This is a genomic window from Streptomyces sp. NBC_00988, assembly GCF_045162645.1.
Lineage (GTDB): Bacteria > Actinomycetota > Actinomycetes > Streptomycetales > Streptomycetaceae > Streptomyces.
Window position 1 is genome coordinate 511,295 of sequence record NZ_CP108730.1, and the last position, 21,365, is coordinate 532,659.

The 21,365-nt window shown below is 70.5% G+C and carries 14 protein-coding genes; 8 read left to right on the forward strand and 6 right to left on the reverse strand.

Annotated elements, in window-relative coordinates; genetic code table 11:
* Positions 1-43: 43 nt before the first annotated feature.
* A complete protein-coding gene (locus OG496_RS02390; protein WP_405969331.1) occupies positions 44-5,416 on the forward strand; it encodes a neuraminidase-like domain-containing protein in 5,373 nt (1,790 codons plus the stop codon).
* 420 nt (positions 5,417-5,836) lie between these two features.
* Here OG496_RS02390 and OG496_RS02395 read toward each other — a convergent pair whose 3' ends face one another.
* Positions 5,837-6,481, reverse strand: coding sequence for a TetR/AcrR family transcriptional regulator (locus OG496_RS02395; RefSeq protein WP_405969332.1), 645 nt, complete (start codon positions 6,479-6,481; stop codon positions 5,837-5,839).
* A 117-nt stretch (positions 6,482-6,598) separates the two neighbouring features.
* On the opposite strand from OG496_RS02395, the gene OG496_RS02400 reads away from it, so the two are divergent.
* Positions 6,599-7,561, forward strand: coding sequence for a zinc-binding dehydrogenase (locus OG496_RS02400; RefSeq protein ID WP_405969333.1), 963 nt, complete (start codon positions 6,599-6,601; stop codon positions 7,559-7,561).
* Positions 7,562-7,588: 27 nt separating this feature from the next.
* On the opposite strand, the gene OG496_RS02405 is transcribed toward OG496_RS02400, so the two are convergent.
* Together OG496_RS02405 and OG496_RS02410 are read right to left on the reverse strand one after the other, a co-directional pair.
* A complete protein-coding gene (locus tag OG496_RS02405; protein ID WP_405969334.1) occupies positions 7,589-8,824 on the reverse strand; it encodes an MFS transporter in 1,236 nt (411 codons plus the stop codon).
* Positions 8,825-9,067: 243 nt separating this feature from the next.
* Entirely contained in the window at positions 9,068-9,949 is an 882-nt protein-coding gene (locus tag OG496_RS02410) for a GyrI-like domain-containing protein (protein ID WP_405969335.1), read from the reverse strand.
* 224 nt (positions 9,950-10,173) lie between these two features.
* Here OG496_RS02410 and OG496_RS02415 point away from each other — a divergent pair, with 224 nt between their 5' ends.
* Positions 10,174-11,289: a serine hydrolase domain-containing protein gene (locus OG496_RS02415; RefSeq protein ID WP_405969336.1), complete on the forward strand. Its 1,116-nt coding sequence runs from the start codon at positions 10,174-10,176 to the stop codon at positions 11,287-11,289.
* Between the two features lie 72 nt (positions 11,290-11,361).
* Here the strand turns inward: OG496_RS02415 and OG496_RS02420 are convergent, their stop codons facing one another.
* A complete protein-coding gene (locus OG496_RS02420) occupies positions 11,362-12,249 on the reverse strand; it encodes a TetR family transcriptional regulator C-terminal domain-containing protein (RefSeq protein WP_405969337.1) in 888 nt (295 codons plus the stop codon).
* A gap of 29 nt (positions 12,250-12,278) precedes the next feature.
* A complete protein-coding gene (locus OG496_RS02425) occupies positions 12,279-13,703 on the reverse strand; it encodes a flavin monoamine oxidase family protein (protein ID WP_405969338.1) in 1,425 nt (474 codons plus the stop codon).
* A 128-nt stretch (positions 13,704-13,831) separates the two neighbouring features.
* Here OG496_RS02425 and OG496_RS02430 point away from each other — a divergent pair, with 128 nt between their 5' ends.
* The 4 genes from OG496_RS02430 (at position 13,832) to OG496_RS02445 (ending at position 19,774) form a co-directional block, all read left to right on the forward strand.
* Positions 13,832-15,370, forward strand: coding sequence for an APC family permease (locus tag OG496_RS02430; protein WP_405969339.1), 1,539 nt, complete (start codon positions 13,832-13,834; stop codon positions 15,368-15,370).
* A 77-nt stretch (positions 15,371-15,447) separates the two neighbouring features.
* Positions 15,448-17,571: an acetate--CoA ligase family protein gene (locus OG496_RS02435; protein ID WP_405969340.1), complete on the forward strand. Its 2,124-nt coding sequence runs from the start codon at positions 15,448-15,450 to the stop codon at positions 17,569-17,571.
* Complete coding sequence (locus tag OG496_RS02440) at positions 17,555-18,709, forward strand: acyl-CoA dehydrogenase family protein (RefSeq protein WP_405969341.1); 1,155 nt, start codon at positions 17,555-17,557, stop codon at positions 18,707-18,709. Before OG496_RS02435 ends, OG496_RS02440 begins: the two co-directional genes overlap by 17 nt.
* A gap of 51 nt (positions 18,710-18,760) precedes the next feature.
* Positions 18,761-19,774 carry an NAD(P)H-dependent flavin oxidoreductase gene (locus OG496_RS02445; RefSeq protein WP_405969342.1) on the forward strand — a complete coding sequence of 338 codons (1,014 nt, stop codon included), beginning with the start codon at positions 18,761-18,763 and terminating at the stop codon, positions 19,772-19,774.
* A gap of 236 nt (positions 19,775-20,010) precedes the next feature.
* On the opposite strand, the gene OG496_RS02450 is transcribed toward OG496_RS02445, so the two are convergent.
* The gene (locus tag OG496_RS02450; protein ID WP_405969343.1) at positions 20,011-21,105 is read right to left on the reverse strand and encodes a ricin-type beta-trefoil lectin domain protein; all 1,095 of its coding nucleotides are present in this window, start codon (positions 21,103-21,105) and stop codon (positions 20,011-20,013) included.
* On the opposite strand from OG496_RS02450, the gene OG496_RS02455 reads away from it, so the two are divergent.
* Complete coding sequence (locus tag OG496_RS02455; RefSeq protein WP_360078849.1) at positions 21,104-21,271, forward strand: hypothetical protein; 168 nt, start codon at positions 21,104-21,106, stop codon at positions 21,269-21,271. The genes OG496_RS02450 and OG496_RS02455 overlap by 2 nt on opposite strands.
* The last annotated feature ends 94 nt before the right edge of the window (positions 21,272-21,365 follow it).

Below are 21,365 nucleotides of genomic sequence, written 5' to 3' on the forward strand. Positions count from 1 at the left end.
TTGCTGCGCAGATTCATTTCTTCAACTCGGGATGGGATTTCTCGTGACGACCAGAAAATCGCCGGCGCTCAACAACGGGCCGATCATGTCGATCTTCCAGCCGCCGGACGGCCCGCCACCGGAGGACCAACAGCCGTGGGTGAGCATCAGCGCGCCCACCGGACGGGTGGTGGCGGGCGTCGCCGCCTCGATGTCGATCAATGCCTTTCCCGGCGCGCGCTACAGCTGGGACGCGATCCACGGCTTCTACGCCTCGACGCCTCTCGTCACGTTCTCCCAGACTGCGGCCGGCGTCGACGGCGTGGAGAAGATCAGGGCGAACCAGAGTGGCGGACCACTGTCCCTGACGTTCCCGACCCCCGGTGCCCACACCTTCTACGCCGAGGCGAAGACCACCACCGGGCTGGTCTACCGGTCCGGCAACGTCGGGCTCGCGGTGGCGGCGGCCGTCCCGCCCGCCTTCACGGTGACGGCACCGGCCGAGAACGCGCAGGTCGACCTGGGTGTCAGCGGGGCGTCGGTCAACGTACAGGTCAACATCCCGGCCGACCAGTACTTCCCGGTCAAGATCACGCTGGCCTGGGACGGTCAGAGCGTCTCCACCGACAACGTCTCCAGCACCACCTTCCAGCAGCTCATCACCCTCGGATCCATGCCGCTGGGGTCGAGGCCGATCTCCGTAACCGTCGCCGACCGCGACCACTTCGCATCGACGAAGATCCGTACGGTCGTCGGCCGGGACGTCGGACTGCCGATCCTGACGGTCGATCAGCCGACCAACGCCATCGGCGACTCGGCCGGACGGGCGACGGCCCAAGTGACCGGAACCGTGCAGGACGCCCAGAGCGGAATGGTCGGCGGGAGCGCCGGCGTGGCCTGGGCCCTGAGCAAGGACGGGGTCAGGACACCGGCACAGCCGCTGTCGGGCAACGACTTCGGCAGCTGGCACGCCGGCGTGCCGCTGACCGGGTTCGGCGCCCACACGATCTACGTATGGGCGACGGACAAGGCGGGCAACACGACTCCGGACCCGCAGCAACGCGCGGTCACCGTCGTCAGCGACTACGTACCGAAGACGCTGGAGGAACGGCTCGACGAACGTGAGTACCTGACCGCACTGCTCTCCTTCGCCCAGGAACAGATAACGGTTCCCCTGCCGGGCGGAATGGAGACTCCACCGGACACCGACAGTGTGGCCGCGGTTCCCGCAGTGGTGCCGGGCACCCCGCTGGACACGGCCACCCTGGTCGGTGTTCTGGGCCAGCCCGTCGACCGGCTGAGCCAGGCGCAGTCTGCGGAGGCCAACCGCGGGACCGTCGAGATCAACCAGCTGCGGGTGCCCATCGAACTGCTCCGGGCACGCATCGCGGCCCGGCACGCACCGACCGGCCCCGGCGCGGCGGCGGAAGCCGTCTATCGCACAGCGGCGTACAACTCGCTCCTCGCGGCCGTGGGCACCTCCTACGCGGAGCTTCGGCTGGCCCGGGGCGCGGACCCCGAGGCCCGCCGGGCGCTGGCGGCCCGGCTCGGCATCCGGCTGTCGTCGACCGCTCCCGACGAGCTGGACCAGCTCACTCTCGACGACACACGGCTCAGCGAGACGGCGCTGGAGACGGTCTTCGGTCTCACCTCCACCACCGCCACCGACCCCTTGCGGACGCTGACCACCCCTCTCCTGCTCACCTGGCAACTGGCCGGTCTGGCGCTGTCCTGGGCCGACCAGGACCAGCACCCGATCACACCGAGGACATACGGAGCGCTCGCCGACCCGGACGTGATCGGCGCCGGCGACGTCATCGGCGGACCGAACGGCGACCCCATCCGCCTGCTGATCACCCAGCGGGCCAAAACGCTCGCCGACTACGGCCAACTCCTCAACGGCCTTCGTCCCCCCGCCGGCGGCACCGCCGCCCAGTGGCTCGCCGCCATGCTGGCCCAGGCACTGCCCGGCGCCGACCTCGCCGACTGGGAGAACCAGGAGAGCCACGGCACCGACATCGGCGGACTGCTCACCGCCGCCGGACTGACCCGGCCCGGATTCCTCGCCCTGCGCAACCTCAGCCGGCTCGCCGCCGCCGGAGCTCTCACGACGGCCGAGTGGAACGACGCCATCGCGGTTCTCACCGGCGCCCACAAACGATCGTCGCTGCTCCCGGCCTGGAAGGCCCAGGAGACCACCTTCGTCCTCTCTCCCGACTACTTCGTGCTGTCCGCCGACGGCCCGCAGGTCAACCCCTACCGGGTCGACGACGGCGCCCGTGACGACTGGCAGTCGGTGCTGCGCAGCCGGACCACCCAGCGCCAGGACCTGGTCGACGGAAACGCGCAGGCCGTCGCCACGGCCGAGCAGACCGCCCTGCCGATCCTGCGCGACGCTCTGCTCACCGACCTGGCACCCACACCCACCACCGACATCAGCGTCGTCGGCGAGGAGATGACGGCGCTGTTCTTCGTCGACGTCCTCGCCGGCGGAACCCTGCGCACCACCCGCATCAGGCAGGCGATCGAGAGCATCCAGACGCTCATGTCAGCCAAGCGGTCCGGCGAGATGCCGTCGACCCATCCCGCCGCAGGCTGGCAGCTCAACAGCCCCGACGCCTTCACCCGGGCATGGGTCTGGATGGGCGAGCTGGGCAGCTGGCAGGCAGCGACCACGGCCTTCCTGTTCCCCGAACGCAACCTCGACCCGACCCTGCTGGTGGCGGGCGGTTCGGCTCAACTGAGTGCCTTCTTCGACGCCATCCGCGGTTCGGGCACCTTCGGCGCGGACCGGGCCGAGACGGAAGCGGCCGCATACGTGAAATCGATTGGGAGAGGCTTCACCTATCTCGACCCCGCCAGGTCGGCGGCCCACCAGACCGAACTCGCGGCACTGCAGCAGGACAAGCCGCTGGATCCGTCGTACCGGGAGACCTTCTGGGCCGTGCCACTGCTGCTCGCCCAGCGCCTGCAGAGTGCGGGCGACTACCGCGCCGCACTGGACTGGTACTGGCTCGTGTACCCGTACGACGTCGCTCACCCCGTCTCCGCCTACAGCCGGATCACCGCCGAGATCGGCGGGACACCGGCACAGCCCGACCTCACTTTCCCGCCGCGGTGGACCGAGAAGCTGGATCCCTTCGGACTCGTGGAGACCGGACGGCCGACTCCCTTCACCCGCTACACGCTGCTGTCGGTGATCCGCTGTCACCTCGACTACGCGGACGCCGAATTCAGCCGCGAGACCGACGAGTCGGTCGCGAACGCCCGGAGCCTCTACCTGACCGCACGCCGGCTGCTCGGCACCGCCGCACTCAGCCCGATCGCACCGAAGAACCACGACGAACCCACGCTGCCGATCCCGGACCTGGAATCCCTCGCGGCCCGGGCGAACGTACAGCTCGACAAGCTCAGGCAGGGCCGGAACATCGCCGGAATGGCCCGTACCCAGAATGCCTTCGGCGCGATCACGGTCAGCCAGCCCACGCCTTTCCGCTTCAAGACGCTGCTGGAACGGGCCCGTCAACTCGTCGCCCAGGCCGTCCAGATGGAGGCGGGCTACCTCGCCGCGCTGGAGAAGTACGACCAGCGCAACCTCCAGGTCTTCGATGCCCTCAAGGGCATCGAACTGAGCAACGCCCAGATCACCCTCGCCGCGGACCGGGTGACGGAGGCGAACGACGCGGTCAAGGCCGCCGTGGCACAGCGCACCAAGGCCGACAACATGACCAGGACCTACGACCGGCAGATCAACCAGCAGCCGAACCAGTACGAGCGGGACCTCCTCGACCAGTACGGCGAGATGAGAAACGTCAGAAATGAGATCAACGCCGTGGACACGGCGGTGGGCATCCTGCAGCAGGCCTACAACGCGGCCGACCTCACCAGCGCGGTCTTCTCCGGAGGCGCCAGGCAGGGCATAGCGATGTCCATCATGGCTGGAATAGCCGGAAGAGGGATCCTCCAGGCGAACGAGAACACCCTCCAGGCACGGATGGACGCCAACCAGCTCAAGGCCGGTATCGAACAGCGCAAGGACGAGTGGCGGCTGGCGAAGGCCGCCTCCGAGCAGGACTCGCTGGTCGCCGCCGCCGAGGTGGTCACCGCCAACGACCAGGTGTCCATCGCGGGCCAGGAGGAGGCCATCGCCACCCTCCAGCGCGACCAGGCGACGGCGACGCTGAAGTTCCTCAACGACCAGTTCACCAACGCCGACCTGTATCTATGGATGAGCAACACGCTCGGCGGCGTCTACCGGTACTTCCTGCAGCAGGCGACCGCCACCGCACGGCTGGCGCAGGCGCAACTGGCCTTCGAACGGGCGGAGTCGGCGCAGACCCTGATCGCCGGCGACTACTGGCAGACGCCCGCCGAGCTGACCGCGGGCGCCGCCCAGGCCAACCGCCGGGGGCTGACCGGTGCGGAGCAGCTCAGCCAGGACCTGAGCGGGCTTGAGGAGTACGCCCTCCGGTCGGAGCGCAGGCGTCTCAACCTGTCCCAGACGTTCTCCCTCGCCCAGCTCATGCCGGTGGAGTTCCTGGAGTTCCGCCGCACCGGAAACCTGGCCTTCGCCACACCAATGGCCCTCTTCGACGTCGACTTCCCCGGCCACTACCTCCGCATGATCCGTCAGGTGCGCACCAGCATCGTCGCTCTCGTGCCTCCGGACCGGGGGATCCGCGCCACGCTGTCCTCCAACGGCATCTCCCGGGTGACCACCCGGCAGGACGCGGGCTTCAAGGACATCGTGGTACGTCACGACCCCGGCATGGTCGCGCTGACCTCACCGGTCAACGCCAGCGGCGTCTTCGAACTCGACGCCCAGTCGGACATGCTGCTGCCGTTCGAATCCAGCGGTGTGGACACCACTTGGGAACTCCGGCTGCCGCCCGCGGCGAATCCGCTGGACTTCTCCGCCATCGCCGATGTACTGCTCACGGTCGACTACACGGCCCTGCAGGACGACACCTACCGCAGCCAGCTGACGACCGTCCTCAACAGCAACCGGGAGCGCGGCTCCGACCGCGTCTTCAGCCTCGCGGCCGACTTTCCCGACCAGTGGTACGACCTCAACAACCCCGCCGACCCCACGGCCCGTTCGATCACCCTCAACCTGCGCGACGCCGACTTCCCGGTCGGCGTCACCGATCTCGTCACCTCCGCGCTCGCCGTCCGGCTCGACAGCGGTGAACCCGTGCCCAACACCGTGGTGTCGCTGACGCGCGGAACGGCCGGCGGCGAGGCCACCGCCACCGGCGGCACGGCCAGCACCCGGCGGGGCAACGCCGCGAGCTGGACCTCGCTGTACGGCACGAGCCCCGGCGGGGACTGGCAACTCGGCTTCGGCGAGGACGCGGCCGATCTGTTCGAGTCCGGCCGGTTGGACGACATCCAGCTCATCGTCAGCTGGACCGGAAAGGCCCCCCTGTGGACGTAAGTCGGATCCGCGGCTCTCGCAACGACCGACCGCGGCCATGACGATCACGAAAGCCCACACCAGACACGTCAAGTGATCGAAGAACAGGTCGAGTTGAGGTGAGGACCGCGGTCGGATCCTGAACGAAACACTGAGGCGGTGCTCGGCATCACCCTGGCCATCGGCCTCCCACTGCCCCGACGTCGACGAACTGCCGGACACTCGGCTTCAGTTGTTGACGTCGGGCAGGGGCAGGGCCGCAACCCAGACTTCCGCCGCGTATCCGGCACACTCGGCAGACCTTCGCCCAGTGTCGTAGCTCCCGCACGGCTCTCGGTCTGGTCGTCTTACTGACAGTCGGGTTCTTCGCCGCCCTGAGCCCCTCGCCCACCCGCGCCGACGACCCAACCCGCGGAACCTGCCGCTGGCAGGGTGCCGGATTCAGGGCACGTCGGGCGTGTGCGCGAGCTGGAGGCGTGGTGCCGGTGGCAGTGGCGTGAGCGCTCCCCTGTCCGGCGTAGCACGGAACGCCTCCATCACGTAGGCGGCATAGCGGCGGGAGGCTGCCAGCCGGGCGGCACGGGGTACGTGCTGGATCCCCTGGTGGGCCATGAGCATGAGGACCAGGTCGTCGACGACGAAGTCGGAGCGGAGCCGGCCGCTCTCCTGCGTGCGGCGGGCCAATTCGGCAACCGCGCGCAAGGTCCGCTCTCGGTCGGCGGCGAAGTCCATGGCCTCGGGAAAGGCCGCCATGAAGGCGTCCGCGAATCCCCGGCTGTGCGCGTGGAGTTCACAGATGCGCTCGACCAGGCCACGAAATCCGTGCCACGGATCCGGGTCCGCGAGGGCGTCGCGGACGGCGGCCCGGCAGCCCCGCCGCTGTTCGGCGAAGGTCTCCACGATCAGTGCGCGCTTGGTCGGGAAGTGGCGGTACAACGTCGCGGGGCCGACATCCGCCTGCCGGGCGACTTCACGCATGGGCGCGCTCAGGCCCTCCTCTGCGAACACGGCGCGGGCGGCGTCCAGGATGCGGGCCCGGTTGTCGCGGGCGTCGGAGCGCACAGGGTGAGGCAAACGGTCCGTCATGGTCTCTCACTTTAGCCAAGCGGACGGGGGCGTCCGTTACGTTCCCGATGTCGGTGGCACCGGCCCCGTCCCGGCACCGGCTACGACCCCCATGTCGACCGAACTTGAGGAGCACAGATGAAAGCCGTTGTGGTCAGGCAGTTCGGAAACCCTGACGGTCTGGAGGTCGTCGACCTGCCCGTGCCCGTACCCGGCCCAGGACAGGTACGGATCACCACGGAGGCGATCGGGGTCGGCGGGGTGGACGCCGTCGTCCGCAGGGGAACGCTCGCCGCGTACGGCTTCCGGGAAGGCCATCTCCTGGGCAGTGAGGTGGCGGGCAGCGTCAACGCGGTGGGAGAGGGCGTGGACGCCTCGTGGACGGGGCGCCGGGTGTGGGCGTTCACCGGTCTGGCCGGCGGGTACGCCGAGCAGGCCGTCGCCTCGGTCGACGACGTCCTTCCGCTGCCGGAGGGTCTGACCGGCGCGGACGCGGTGACGGTCGGCGGCTCCGGTGTGGTCGCCCACTTCGCCTTGGAACGCGCCCGTTTCGCGCCCGGCGAGACGGTGCTCGTACGCGGGGCGGCGGGCAGTATCGGGATCACGGCGGTCCAGCTCGCGGCCAGGAACGGTGCGGGCGCGGTGGCGGTCACCACCTCGTCCGCGCAACGTGGCGCGCGCCTACGGGACCTGGGCGCGACCCATGTCCTGGACCGCTCCGGAGTGGCCGACGCGGATGTGCCATCCGGCTTCGACGTGGTGATCGATGTCGTGGGCGGTTCCCAAGTCCCCGTCTTTCTCGACAGGTTGAACGACAACGGGCGGTACGTAGTTGTCGGCGTGGTCGGTGGACAGCCACCGGCGGACTTCGGCATGCGGCTGATGGGCGCCTTCCGCAGGTCTCTGTCGTTCGCCACCTTCAGCTCAGACACCGTGCCCGGCGCCGAGCGGCGGGCCGTGCGATCGTCCCAGTTCGACGACGCCGCGAAGGGAGAACTCCGCACGGTCGTTCACGAGGTGCTGCCGTTGCGTCAGGCGGCCCTGGCCCACCACGCGATGGACGCGGGCACGGTGTTCGGCAGGATCGTCCTGACACCATGAACCGGCAGGAACGGTGTTCGAGGCCCTTTACGCGTCGCTACCGGTCCGCGCTTGAGATGTCGTCGACAAAGGTTCCGACGAGGTCTGGGCCGGTGAGGAAGTGATCAGTGCGGAGCTGCCGGTATCGCGGTCCGTGAAGCCTGCGAGGAGGGCCAGGCCGAGGCCGGCTGCGGCGAGCGTCGCGCCGACCAGGGCCGGTGAGGCCCAGCCCCAGCCGGCGGAGATGGCCAGGCCGCCGAGCCAGGCGCCGCCGGCGTTGGCCAGGTTGAAGGCGGAGTGGTTGGAGGCCGCGGCCATCGTCGGGGCGTTCTTCGCCTTGGCCATGAGCAGCATCTGCACGGGGGTGGTGACCAGGGCGCCCATCGCGCCCATGAAGGCGAGGGTCACCAGGGCGGGGACGGTGCTGTGGACGGTGAAGTAGAACGCCACGAGCGTCGCGCCGAGCAGGAAGAGGCCGCCGTACAGCGTCGGGCGCAGGGCCCGGTCGGTGAGCGGGCCCGCGATCAGTGTGCCCAGGGTCATTCCGATGCCGTAGAGCGCGAGGACCCAGGTCGTGGAGGAGTCGGAGAGGCCGGTCAGGTGGGTCAGGATCGGCACCAGGTAGCTGTAGACGGCGAAGAAGCCGCCGAATCCCACGACGGCGGTGGCCAGGCCCAGGGCGACCTGCCGGTTGGCCATCGCCCGTAGTTCGTGCCGGATGCCGGCCTGGTCGCTGCGGGGCTGGTGGGGGACGAAGGCGGCCAGCGCGGCCAGCGCGACGAGGCCGATGACGGCGACGGCGCAGTAGGCGTACCGCCAGCCGAGATGCTGCCCGAGGGCGGTGCCGGCCGGGACGCCGACGATGTTGGCGACGGTGAGTCCGAGGAACATCCTCGACACGGCGCGCCCGGCTCGTTCGGGGGCGACCAGCCGGGAGGCCACTACGGCGCCCACGCCGAACAGTGCTCCGTGGGGCAGGCCCGCCAGGAACCGTGCGGCGAACAGCAGGCCGAAGTTCGGGGCGAGAGCGGAGGCGACGTTGCCGACCACGAACAGTGCGGACAGCAGGAGCAGGAGCCGTTTGTGGGCGATGCGCGCGCCGATGCCGGTCAGGACGGGCGCTCCGACGACGACACCGAGCGCGTAGGCGGAGACGAGGTTGCCGGCGTGCGGCACGGACACGCCGACGCCGTGGGCTATCTGGGGCAGCAGTCCCATGGTGGCGAACTCGGTCGTACCGATTCCGAACGCGACGAGGGCAAGGGCCAGCAGGGCCAGTGGCATGGAGCGCAAGTACCTTTCACGGGCGGCGGTTTGGGTGCGGATGCGGGGGAAGGGGGCAGGACCGTGATGCGTCCCGTTCGCCCTGTTTCTGTAGCCTGTCGCGCCGACCACCGTTGCCCGATGCGCCCCTCAGGGCAGAGAAAGTCTACGAGCGCTTCAGCCGCGGCACGCCCTCACGCATTCCACGATCGGACGACGAGAATCATGGCCTGCGTCACAGTCGGCCGGTCGGCGGACCGGTGTTCACGCGGCGGCGTTCCCGCTGTTCCGCTCGATCGGGATCCACAGCTGGGAGTGGGTCTCCTCGCCGGTCTCCACCAGGTGCGTCCGCAGGAGTTCCGGACCTGGCCGGCTCGTGTACGGGTTCGAGGGGAACCACTGGGTGAACACGTCCCGCCACAGTTCCTGGAGCGCGCTCGGATAGGGCCCGTCGTTGTCGAAGACCGCCCAGGTCCCGGCCGGCACGTCGAGGGCGTCGAGTTCCTCGACGGTCGTCTCCGGGCCGGTGGCCACACCGATCCAGTAGTCCGCCTCGGCGCCCTCCTCGCGGCTGTCGGTCAGGTACACCGCTGCCGACAGGATCCCCTCCGGTTCCCGGCCGGCCAGCTCCTTCATCCGTACGATCGCCCGCTCGTCCAGGTTTTCCACGTGCGCCGCGGCGGCCGCGTTGACCCCCTCGTGCACCAGCGGGACCCGGGCCTTCCTGCCGACGATCCTGAACGCCTCCTTATCCACGATCCGGTACCGCATCGTCGTACTGCCTTCGACGACGACGCGGAAGGACATGCGGGGCTGTGCCGTGAGCAGCGCACCCGTGCGCCGGGCCTCGCCCGGGCCGATGCCGTGCACCGACCGGAACGCCCTGGCGAAGGCCTCGCCCGAGCCGTAGCCGTAGCGCACCGCGACATCGAGCAGTGTGCGTTCACCGGCCAGCACCTCGGCCGCGGCGAGCGTCATCCTCCGGCGCCGCACGTAGACCGGGAGCGGCATCCCGGCGAGGGCGGAGAACAGCCGCCGGAAGTGGTACTCCGACACCGCGGCGATCCGGGCCGCCCCGGCCACGTCGACTTCCCGGTCGAGGCAGCCCTCCAGGTGGTCCAGCGCCTGGTTCAGCCGGTCCAGCACGTGTGTCCGTCCCTCTTCCTTGAGTCTCCCCCGCAGGAATGCGCACCCGGATGCGGCAGCTCCTGCGGCCGGGGGCCGTGTCGTGACAAACATGCCGGTCGAGTCGGCGGGCCGTCTTCAGGTGGGGAGGTGATTGTCGAGGTGATTCCTTCGCGCCCTGCCCGACAGAAGCCGTGCGGGAATTGTCGGGCGGGTGGCCTCGGCGTTGCCTGAGGCTTGCGCACATGACTGATATTAAGGGGCTGTGCGAGCCGCGGTTCGCCGCCGTCGAGGAGGCCCTCGCGGCTTCGCTCGGCAAGGACGACGTGGGTGCCTCGGTCGCCGTCCACCTCGACGGCGAGCCGGTGGTCGACATCTGGGGCGGGTACGCCGACGCGGACCGCACGGTCGACTGGGAGCGCGACACCCTCACGGGCGTGAACTCGACGACCAAGAACATGACCGCCCTGTGCGCGCTCGTCCTGGCCGACCGGGGCCTGCTCGATCTGTCCGCGCCGGTCGCCGCCTACTGGCCCGAGTTCGCCGCGGCGGGCAAGGAGCGTCTGCTGGTACGCCATGTGCTGTCCCATACCGCGGGGCTGCCGGACCTGTCCGGGCCGACGGCGGTCGAGGACCTCTACGGCTGGCAGAGCGTGACGGCGGGGCTGGCCGCGCAGGCCCCCGAATGGGAACCGGGCACGGCCGCCGGGTACCACGCGCTCACCTTCGGGTTCCTGATCGGTGAGATCGTCCGCCGCATCACCGGCTGCGGCCTCGGCGATTTCTTCGCCGAGGAAGTGGCCAAGCCACTGGGCGCGGACTTCCACATCGGGCTCTCCCCCGACGACGACCACCGCGTCGCACCGCTCATCCCGCCGCCGTCACTGACCGACGAGTTCGCCGCCGGCGCACCGCTCGGACCGGACGGCACACGTCGGGAGCACACCGGTGTCGCGGTCCGGGTCAGGGATGCCAACTCCGTGGCCTGGCGCCGTGCGCAGATCCCCGCGGTGAACGGCTTCGGCAACGCCCGGTCCGTCGCCCTCGTCCAGTCGGTCCTGGCGAACCGGGGTTCGGCCGGTGGCGTGCGGCTGCTGTCTCCCCAGGGCTGCGAGCCCGCGTGGCAGGAGGTGTTCCGCGGCGAGGACCGGGTGCTGCGGACGCCGATGTCCTGGACCGTGGGCTTCGGGAAGTTCGGCAACACCTTCGGTTGGGGCGGATGGGGCGGCTCGCTGGTCGTGAGCGACCCTGACGCACGGATGACGGTGGCCTACGTGATGAACCAGATGATCGACCGGGAGCGGCAGGAGGACAACCGCGGCATGGAGATCGTCATGGCCGCCTACAGCGGACTGCGGTGACAACCCGTGGGAGGGGTACGTCCGTGTGCGCTCACGCTCACGGAGCGACGGCCGCGAGCCCCCTCCCGCCCTTCAGCCGGGCGCGCCCGGGTGGTCGGTCAGGTCGAGGTGGGGTTCGAAGGCCCGCAGCAGGAGCGAACGCATGCGGTCCGGCCGCATGTCGGTCGAGCTGGCGAGGATCTGGATCGCCAGGCCGTCGACCATCGCGGTGAACCGGTCGGCGAGGGCTTCGATGTCCGCCTCCGGTGCGAGGCCCTCGGACCGGCACTCGTGCAGCACGTCCACCACGACCCGGTACCAGCCCGAGTAGATCCGCCGCTGCGCGGGCCGCAGGCGGGGTTCGAGCATCGCCTGGTTCCAGAACTGGATCCACACCGACCATTCGTCGATGTCCTCGGCGGTGAGCGGGAGTTGCACCTCGATGAGGCGGCGCAGTTTGTCACGGGCGGAGGTCGCCCGGCCGAACTCCTCGTCGAGCCGGGTGCGGAACCGCTGGGCGTAGTACTCAAGAGCGGCGTGCAGAGTGGCTTCCTTGCTGGGGAAGTGGTAGTGCACCGTCGCCGTGCTGGTCCCGCAGTAGCGGGCGATGTCCGAGACACGCACGTTGTGGTAGCCGCGGCGGGCGATGAGGACGGTCGCGGCCTCCAGGATCTGGTCCCGGCGTTCCTGTGCCGTCACCGGCTGCGCCCGGTCCCGTCCGGTCTCGGGCGGGAGCACAGGCTCGGGACCCGTTCCCTCGACCAGATAGGCCGTGGACACCCCGCAGGCCTTCGCGAGGGCGGCGATCTCCTCGTCGCGCAGCCGCCGGGTCCCGCGCAGTGCCTTGGACAGAGCGGTCGGGTCCATCCCGATCCGGTGGGCGACCTCGCGTTGGGAGACGGCGGCCGCCCGGATCGCCGTCCGGACGCGTTCCGGCAGAGTGTCGGCGGTCTCGGCCGGCCGCTCTTCGATGCTGGTCATAACCCGGTCAGTATGTCAGGCAAGGCGGTTCACCCCAGGTGCCCGACGGCCGCCAGGGCGCTGATCACCTCGGCCGCGGCACGCTCGCCCGACGAGATCGCCCCGTCGATGTAGCCGTTCCACACCGAGGCGGTCTCGGTCCCCGCCCAGTGGACGAGCCCGGACGGCTCGCGCCAGCCGTCCCTGCCGTGCCGGGTCCAGCCGCCCGGCGTCACGAAGCACTCGTAGCCTCCGACGGTCCAGCCGGTCCGCGGCCAGATCTTCTCGACGTAGTCGATGGGCTGTCCGGCCCGGGGTCCGGCGACCGCGGTCAGTGCGGCCAGCAGTCCGTGGCGGCGCTCGGTGTCGGTGCCGGCGGACCAGCGGTCGAGCCGGTCGCCGTAGACGAAGGCGACGAGTACGCCGTGCGAGGCGTCCTCGGGTGAGTTGTCGAAGACGACGCCGGCCAGGCTGTCGCCGTAGAGCGTGGCGATCCCGGAGCGTCCCGCCGCGCGCCAGAAGGGTTCCTCGTACACGGCGTGCACCTTGGCGACGCGTCCCATCGGGGAGCGGCGCACCCAGCCGCGCCGCGCGACGGGCAGCGCCGGTTCGAACGCGATGCGTTCGATCACCGCCGGGGGTACGGCGACCACGGCCCGCCGGGCGCGGACGACGGTGCGGCCGGTGTGCGCCTCCACCCCGTGTGCGGTCTGCCGCAGGGAGTGCACCGGCTCGCCCAGCCGGACCTTGTCGCCCAGCGACCTGGCGAGCGCGTGGGCCACCGCGTCGGCCCCGTCGGCGAACCGGGCGTCCTGGGCGCAGCCGCGGGTTTCCATCAGTTGCTCATAGCCGCCGGCCGAGGCCAGGTAGAACAGCACGTGGAAGAAGGAGATCTCGCGCGGTTCGGCGCACCAGACGCCCTGGATGGCGAGCGCCAGCCGTGCCAGAGCGTCCTCGTCGTCGGTCTGCGCGCGGAAGAAGTCCTCGGCCGACAGGGCGTCGAACTCGGCGAACCGCGGGGTGGACCACGGCTGTTCGAGGTCGACGCCGCGGGCGAGATCGTCCAGCAGGGCGGTGACGCGTTCGTACTCCTCAATGCCCGGTCCGGCGTCCGGTGCGCCGCCCGCGTAGTCCACGCGGGTGCCGTCGGCGCGGATCTCGATGTGCCGCCCGGTCTCCCAGGTCGGGAACGTCCGGCAGCCGAACCGGGCCGCCAGCGCGTGGAACCGTCGCTGGCTCGGCCCGATCCACTGTCCTCCGTGGTCGACGCGCACCCCGGACGGGATCACCTGGCTGAACACACGGCCGCCCACGCGGTCGGCGGCCTCCAGCACGACAACGGCGACGCCGGCGTCGGCCAGCCGCCACGCGGTGGTCAGTCCCGCGTATCCGGCGCCCACGACCACGACGTCGGTGTCCACGGCAGAAGTTTCGAGTGGTGTCACGCCGGTTACCGTGCCGCAACATTGACTCACCAGTCAAGAAGCTCTACAAAATTGCGATCGAAGTCTTGACAGCACCTCCAGCCCCAGCCAGTCTGACTCGCCAATCAGTCATTGCGTTTGCTTGTCGGTACCCGTAGACCACTAGATCGGGAGTGGCAATGACCTCAGATTCGCAACTCCAAGTGCGCGAGGCCCAGGCGGACAAGGGCCTGCGCTCCGGCGCGCTCTCCATGGCCACCAGCCTGATCCTCGCCGTGGCGTCCGCGGCGCCCGCCTACAGCCTCACCGCGACACTGGCCTTCGTCGTCGGATACGTCGGCTTCCAGGCCCCGGCCGTGGTGGTACTCGCCTTCGTCCCGATCCTGTTCGTCTCCTTCGGCTACGCCGCTCTCAACAAGCGTGATCCGGACTGCGGCACGATCTTCACCTGGGCCACCCGCGCACTGAACCCGAACCTCGGCTTCCTCGGCGGCTGGGCGATCATCGCCTCGTTCGTCCTCGTGATCGGCAGCCTCGCGCAGGTCGCCGGGCAGTACGTGTTCCTGCTGGCGGGCGCGGAGAACATCGGTTCCGATCCGGCCAACTGGCGGGTGCTCCTCGCCGGCCTCGGCTGGCTCGCGCTGATGACCCTCGTCTGCTACCGCGGTATCGAGATCGCGGCCGCGGTCCAACGCGCCCTGCTCTTCCTGGAGTTCGGCATGCTCGTGGCCCTGTCCGTCGTCGCACTCGTCAAGGCCTACGGCGACTCCGCGCCGACCGGGGCCCGGCGGCCGAGCCTGTCCTGGCTCAACCCGTTCGAGGGCGCGTCCCTGAGCGCGTTCGTCAGCGCGCTGGTGCTGATGCTGTTCATCTACTGGGGATGGGAGACGGCGCTCACCGTCAACGAGGAGACCACCGACCGGCACCGCGTCCCCGGCCGGGCCGCGACCTGGTCCACGGTGCTGCTGGTGGCGCTGTACCTCCTCGCCACGTTCGCCGCGATCTCCTTCGCCGGCATCGGCGACACGGGGATCGGCCTGAACAACCCGGACAACTCCGGGGACGTCCTGTACGGCTTCGGCACCGCGGTGTTCGGGTCGGGCGGTTTCGGTTCGGTGCTGTGGCACCTGCTGATCCTCATGGTCCTCACCTCGGCCGCCGCCTCGACGGAGACGACCGTGCTGACCCTGAGCCGCACGATGCTGTCGATGGGCGACCAGGGCGCGCTCCCCCGCGCACTGGCCCGGGTGCACCCGCGCTTCCGCATCCCGCACGTGGGCACGATCGCGGTCGGCGTCGTCGGCGCGGTGGTGTACGTCGCGCTGAACTTCCTCGGCCACGGTCTCGTCCTCGGCGACGCGGTGTCCGCCTGCGGGGTGCTGATCGCGTTCTACTACGGGCTCACCGGACTCACCTCCGCCTGGGTGCACCGCACCGGGCCGCGCGCCAGGGCGGCGGACCTCTGGCTGACCGTGGTCCTGCCCGCGATCGGCGGGGTCGTCCTGCTCGGCGCGGGCGGCTGGAGCCTGGTACAGGCGTGGGATCCCGTCAACAGCGGTACGAGCTGGACCCTCCCGTTCTCCTCGGGATCCCGCGTCGGCGGCACGTTCGTGATCGGCACCGGGACGGTCCTGCTCGGGCTGCTCGCCCTCCTGGTCTGCCGGCGCCTGTACCCCGCGTTCTTCGCCCGTCGACCGACCGTCGCGGCCCGCACCTGAGTCCGGGCCCGCTGCCCGAACTTCCGCCGTCCGCCCGGGATTTCCTCACCCGCGCCCCCGCATCCGGGAAATCGTCCGTGTCCTTTCCCCAGGCCTTCGTCGACCCCTCGTCCGTCGCCGTCGTCGGTGCCACCGAGGACCGCACCAAATGGGGCTACTGGCTCGCCACCGGCGCCCTCGCGGGTGCCGGCCGGCGACAGGTGTGGCTGGTCAACCACCGTGCCGCACAGGTCCTCGGCCAGTCCTGCCGTCCGACGGTGGACGACCTGCCGGAGCCCCCAGCACTCGTAGCCCTGTGCGTGCCGCCGCACCACGTCCTGCCCATCGTCCGGGACGCGCTCGCCAAGGGGTGCCGCGCATTCCTCTCGATCACCGCGGGACTCGGCGCCGACGAGGCCGAACTCGCCGCGCTGCTGCGCGAGTCGGGCGCGCGGTTGATTGGGCCGAACAGCCTCGGGTTGTTCAACGCCGCCGCGGAACTCCGGCTCGCCTGGGGGAACTTCACTCCCGGCAGGCTGGCGATCGTCTCGCAGAGCGGTCAGCTCGGTTCCGAGATCGCCGCTCTAGGCGCGCGGGCCGGGCTGGGTGTGTCGCGCTTCTACTCGGTCGGCAACCAGCTCGACGTGGGAGCCGTCGACGTACTCGAATCGCTCGTCTCCGACGAACACACCAGCACCGTGGCGCTCTATCTGGAGAGCTTCGCCGACGGAGCACGGATCGTCACCGCCCTCGAAGCCCTCCACCGCGCCGGCAAACACGCGCTGGTGCTCACCACCGGCGCCAGCGAGGGCAGCCGTCTCCTCGCACGGTCCCACACGGGTTCGATGACCTCGGCTCTCGACGTCGTCGACGCCGCGTGCCGCGCAGCCGGAGCCCTCCGGGTGGCGACGCCGCGCGAACTCGTCGACGCCGCACGGGTGTTGGACGCGACCGCTCCCCCGGGCGGACGCCGGGTCGCCATCATCAGCGACAGCGGCGGACAGGGCGGGATCGCCGCCGACCTCGCCGCCGACCGAGGTCTGCGCGCGCCGGTGTTCACCGACCGACTGCAGGCCGGCCTGCGTGATCTGCTCCCGGGCGCCGCGGCGGTGTCCAATCCGGTGGACCTCGCGGGCGCGGGAGAGGCGGACCTGCAGGTGTACGCGCGGGTCACCGAACTGGTGGCCGCCTCCGGCGAGGTCGACTCGATCGTGCTGTCGGGATATCTCGGCTGCTACGGCGAGGACTCGCCGAGCCTCGTGGACGCCGAGTCCGCGGTGATCGACCGCCTCGGCCGGTATCGGCGGACGGACGCGGCGCGCGTGCCCCTGATCGTGCACAGCATGAGCGCCGCCTCGCCCGCCGTCGCCCGGCTGCGGGAGCACCGCGTCCCGGTCTTCGACACCATCGACGCGGCCCTGGGCGCGCTCGGCCACGTGACCCGGCCTGGCGGGCGGCCCCGGCCCGCTCCGGCGGCCGAGCGGATCGAGGCGGCCGTTCCGGCGCCCGGCTACTGGGCGGCCCGGACGTTCCTCACGAACCTCGGCATCGCGATGCCCGAGGCGAGGCGGGTCACCGACGCGGCCGGGTTCGCGGAGGCCTGCGCGTCCCTGCGACCGCCGCTGGTCCTCAAGGCCGGCTGGATCGAGCACAAGAGCGAACACCGGGCCGTCAGCACCGGCCTGGGCCCGGACACCGCCGGCACGGTGTTCCACGAGATGTACGAACGGCTCGGCCCCGGCGAGTACGTCGTCGAGGAGCAGGACACCCGGCCGGGCGTCGTCGAGCTGCTGATCGGCGCCCGCCGGGACCGCGACTTCGGTCCGACCGTGACCGTGGGGCACGGCGGAGTCCTCACCGAACTCTGGCACGACGTGTCCGTGGAACTGGCACCGGTCGACCGGCGCACGGCGGCCGCGATGCTCGACCGCCTGCGCTCGCGCCGGCTGCTGGACGGCTGGCGGGGACAGCCCGCGGTCGACCGCGACGCGCTGATCGACGCCGTCGTCACCGTGTCCGAGGCGATCGCGGCCACCACCGGCGTGGCGGAGATCGAGGTCAACCCGATCCGGGTCGGGCCCGAGGGCGCCCTGGCCGTGGACGCGCTCGTCGTCCCGGGTGCCGAGGACGTCGTAGCGAAAGCCGCATGTGAAGCAACCGGGGTGCACCGCCACCGGGAAACCACCGAGGAGCAGGAGACATCACGTGAGCACGTCCACTGAACCCTGGCCGCTGACCGATGAGCAGCGGGCGATCGTCGAACTGTGCCGGGAGTTCGCCGCGAACGAGATCCGGCCGCGCGGGCGCGAGGTCGACGAGCGTGACATCGAGTCGCCGCTGGACATCTTCCGGGCGGCGGCCAAGGTCGGCATCACCGACTTCATGCTGCCCGAGGAGTACGGCGGGGGCGGGTTCACCGATGTCGTAACCCAGTGCCTGGTCCAGGAGCAGATGTGCTGGGGCGACCCGGGTATCGGCAACTTCGTCTGCTCCAACGGGTTCTTCGCCGACCCGCTGCTCGCGCTCGGCACCGCCGAGCAGAAGGCCGAGTGGCTGCGTCCGCTCGCCGGTCCGAACCCCCTCTACACCGCGCTGGCGACGACCGAACCGGAGGCGGGTTCCGACGCCGCGTCCATCGCCACCACCGCCGTCCGGGTCGAGGGCGGCTACGCGATCAGCGGGCAGAAGGTGTGGATCTCCAACGCGGGCCTCGCCGACCAGTACGTGGTCTTCGCCAAGACCGACCCCACCCGGGGTTCCTCGGGAGTCACGGCGTTCCTGCTGCGCAAGGGTGCCGAGGGGATGACGTTCGGCGAGCCCATGCGGAAGATGGGCCAGCGCGCGATCGTCTGCCGCGAGATCTTCTTCGACGAGGTCTTCGTGCCCGGGTCCAACCGTCTCGGGGACGAGGGGCAGGGCTTCCGCGGGCTGATGAGGACCTTCGACATCTCCCGGATCGTGCTGGCCGCCGCAGCGACCGGAGCGGCCCGCGCGGCCTACGAGTACGCGCTCACGTACGCCCGCGAGCGCAAGCAGTTCGGCAAGCCGATCGTCGAGCACCAGGCCGTCGCGTTCCGGCTGGCCGACATGGCGACCCGGATCGAGTCCGCGTGGCTGCTCACCCTGCACGCGGCACGCCGGATGGACGCCGGAGCGGATGCCACCAAGCTCGCCGCCATGGCCAAGCTCCAGGCCTCGGAGACCGCGATGGCGGTGACCTGGGGCGCCGTTCAGACGCTCGGCGGTTGGGGTTATTCGCGCGAGTTCCCGGTCGAGCAGTGGATGCGCGACGCCAAGCTGGAGGAGATCGAGGAGGGCACCTCGGACATCATGCGGCTGATCATCTCGCGGCGCCTGTGACGGCTCCGCTCCCCGTGACGTCTTCGACCGTGGCCCGGCAACAGGAGTGACATGACCTTTCGGAACGAGTTCACGGAGATGTTCGGGGTGGAACATCCCATCGTGTGCGGCGGAATGCTCGCGGTGGGTACCGCCGAGCTGATCTCGGCCGTCGCGAACGCCGGCGCGCTGGGGTTCCTCAGCGCGCTGACCCAGCCCACCCCGGAGGCGCTCGCACGGGAGATAGCGCGCTGCCGCGAACTGACCGACAGGCCGTTCGGCGTCAACCTCACCATCCTGCCCACCATCGAGCCGGTGCCGTACGACGACTATCGCGCCGTCATCATCGACTCGGGTGTGAAGGTCGTGGAGACGGCGGGCAGCAACCCCGCGCCGCACCTGCCGGCGTTCAAGGAGGCCGGGGTGAAGGTCGTGCACAAGGCCGTCGCCGTCCGGCACGCGCTCAAGGCGGAGGCGCTGGGCGTCGACGCCGTCAGCATCGATGGCTTCGAGTGTGCCGGGCACCCCGGTCAGGACGACGTCCCCGGCCTCGTCCTGATCCCGGCCGCCGCCCGCAGGCTGCGTATCCCGATCATCGCGTCCGGAGGCTTCGCCACCGGTGCCGGACTCGTCGCGGCCCTGGCGCTCGGGGCGTGCGCGATCAACATGGGGACCCGGTTCGAGGCGACCGAGGAAGCACCGATCCACCCGAACGTGAAAGCCCGGATCGTCGCGAACGACGAGCGCGACACCCAGATCGTCTTCCGGGAGTTCGGCAACACCGCCCGGGTGGCGCGCAATTCGGTCTCGCAGGACATCGCCCGCATCGGCGCGCGCCCCGGGGCCACCTTCTCCGACGTCGCCGAACTCGCCTCCGGGAAACGCGGCAGACAGCGGGTGCTGGGTGAGGGCGACGTCGAGGGCGGCATGTGGTGGGCCGGTCAGGCGCAGGGCCTCATCCACAGCGTGGAGAGCTGCGAGACGGTGGTCAGCACCATCGTGGCGGACGCCGAGAACATCATCCGCGACCGCTTCCGGCGGCAGCTCGTACCGTCGGCCGACATGACTCCGACGGTGGCGGGCTGACCGGTTCATACGGCACTGACACCGTCCGGTGCCGTCGCGGGTGGGCAACCCAGCGCACCTTCGGTGCACTGCCGGGAACGACCTGCCTCCTGGAGCTGATCCGAAGGGCCATCAGACAGGACCCGGGCCTGATCGAAGACCAGGTCGATGCCACCGCGACGGCTCCGCAGCCGGCCCCGTGTCGTCAAGCGCAAGATGTCCGGCCACCTGCTCAAATGCCCTCGGTCAGCGTTCCGTCAGCCGGTGCTCCATTTCTGGTTGTCCCCTCCGGTACAGCTCCACAGTTGCAGCTCCGCGCCGTTGCCGGTCCCCGCATCGGTGACGTCCACGCATTTGTCGGCCTGGACGTTGACCAGATCGTGCGCGGCATTGAGCCGGAACCGCTGGGCCCCGGTGCCGTTGCAGGCGACAAGCTTGATCCACGCGCCGTCCGTCCGCGAACCGCCGTCGACGTCCATGCATTTACCCAGGGCTCGCACTGTTCCGTCCGACGCGAACTGCCATTTCTGCCGGGCGGCGCTCGTGCAGTCCCAGATCCGCAGGCGGGTGTTGTCCGCCGAGCTGCCCCCGGTGACGTCGACACAGCGGCCGGAGCCATGACCCCGGATCAGTACGCCCTTGGCGGTGTCGTTGGAACCGGCGGCCGACGAGGAACTCCCGGACGGCGCCCCGCTGTTCTTCGCACCGCCCTTCGCGGTAGTTGTGGCCCCACCAGATGTCGGTAAACCGGCCTTCGGGGTCGGCTGCCTGCTGGGCTGCCGGGTGGAGTCGGCTTCGAGTGCGGAGGATTCACCCGACGGCGAGGCGGAATCGGACGAGTCGGTCACGTCCCCGGTCCGTCCGCTGCCCCGGACGGTGTCCGATCCGGCACCGGACGCCGAACGTCCCCTGCCGTCGTCGCCGTCCATGAGGAACAGGGAGCCGGTCAGCAGAACGCCGGCGGTAGCGGCGGCGGCGATCAGTATCCTGCGGCGCCGTGCGGGTCGGGGCGCGGACCGGCTCGGAACGGCCGTGATGTCGGCGCGATGGTCGGTCACGTCCCCAGCGCGGGCATCGGTACGCCCGCCCGATGTCCCGGTGTCCGGCGCACGCTCGGTGAGTGCCGCGAACTCGGCCGCCACCGCGGACATGGGCGGCGGGAGCACGGGCCCGGGGTCGGGTACAGCTTCGGACTCGGAGGCGGCAGCGGGCCCCAGCGCGGCGGCGGCCTCGGCGATCGACGAGGGCCCTTTCGGCCGGCGTGGCAGGGGCAGGGGCAGCGACGCGGCGGCGGGCTGGTCGGTCCGGGCCGTGGCGGCCTCCGTCGTCGGATCCTCGGAGGAGGCCGTCATGTCGTCCTTCCGGTACTGGGGTGGTGGATTCCTGCGCGGCCGGTACGGCGTCGAAGTGCCGAAGACATCGTGGTGGCCTGCGGTGGTCCGCGATGGCGTTGAGCGGGCGCCGACGATCACCGTCCTCGTGCCCGAGGGCGATTCTGTCGTGCCCACGACCACCTAGGCAAAGGGCGACACGCGGTGGCCGTCCAGCGCCGGGAGCACACGGCGTCGGCGTGACGCGAAGGGCATCAACGAACGTTTGGGCCACGGCTGTT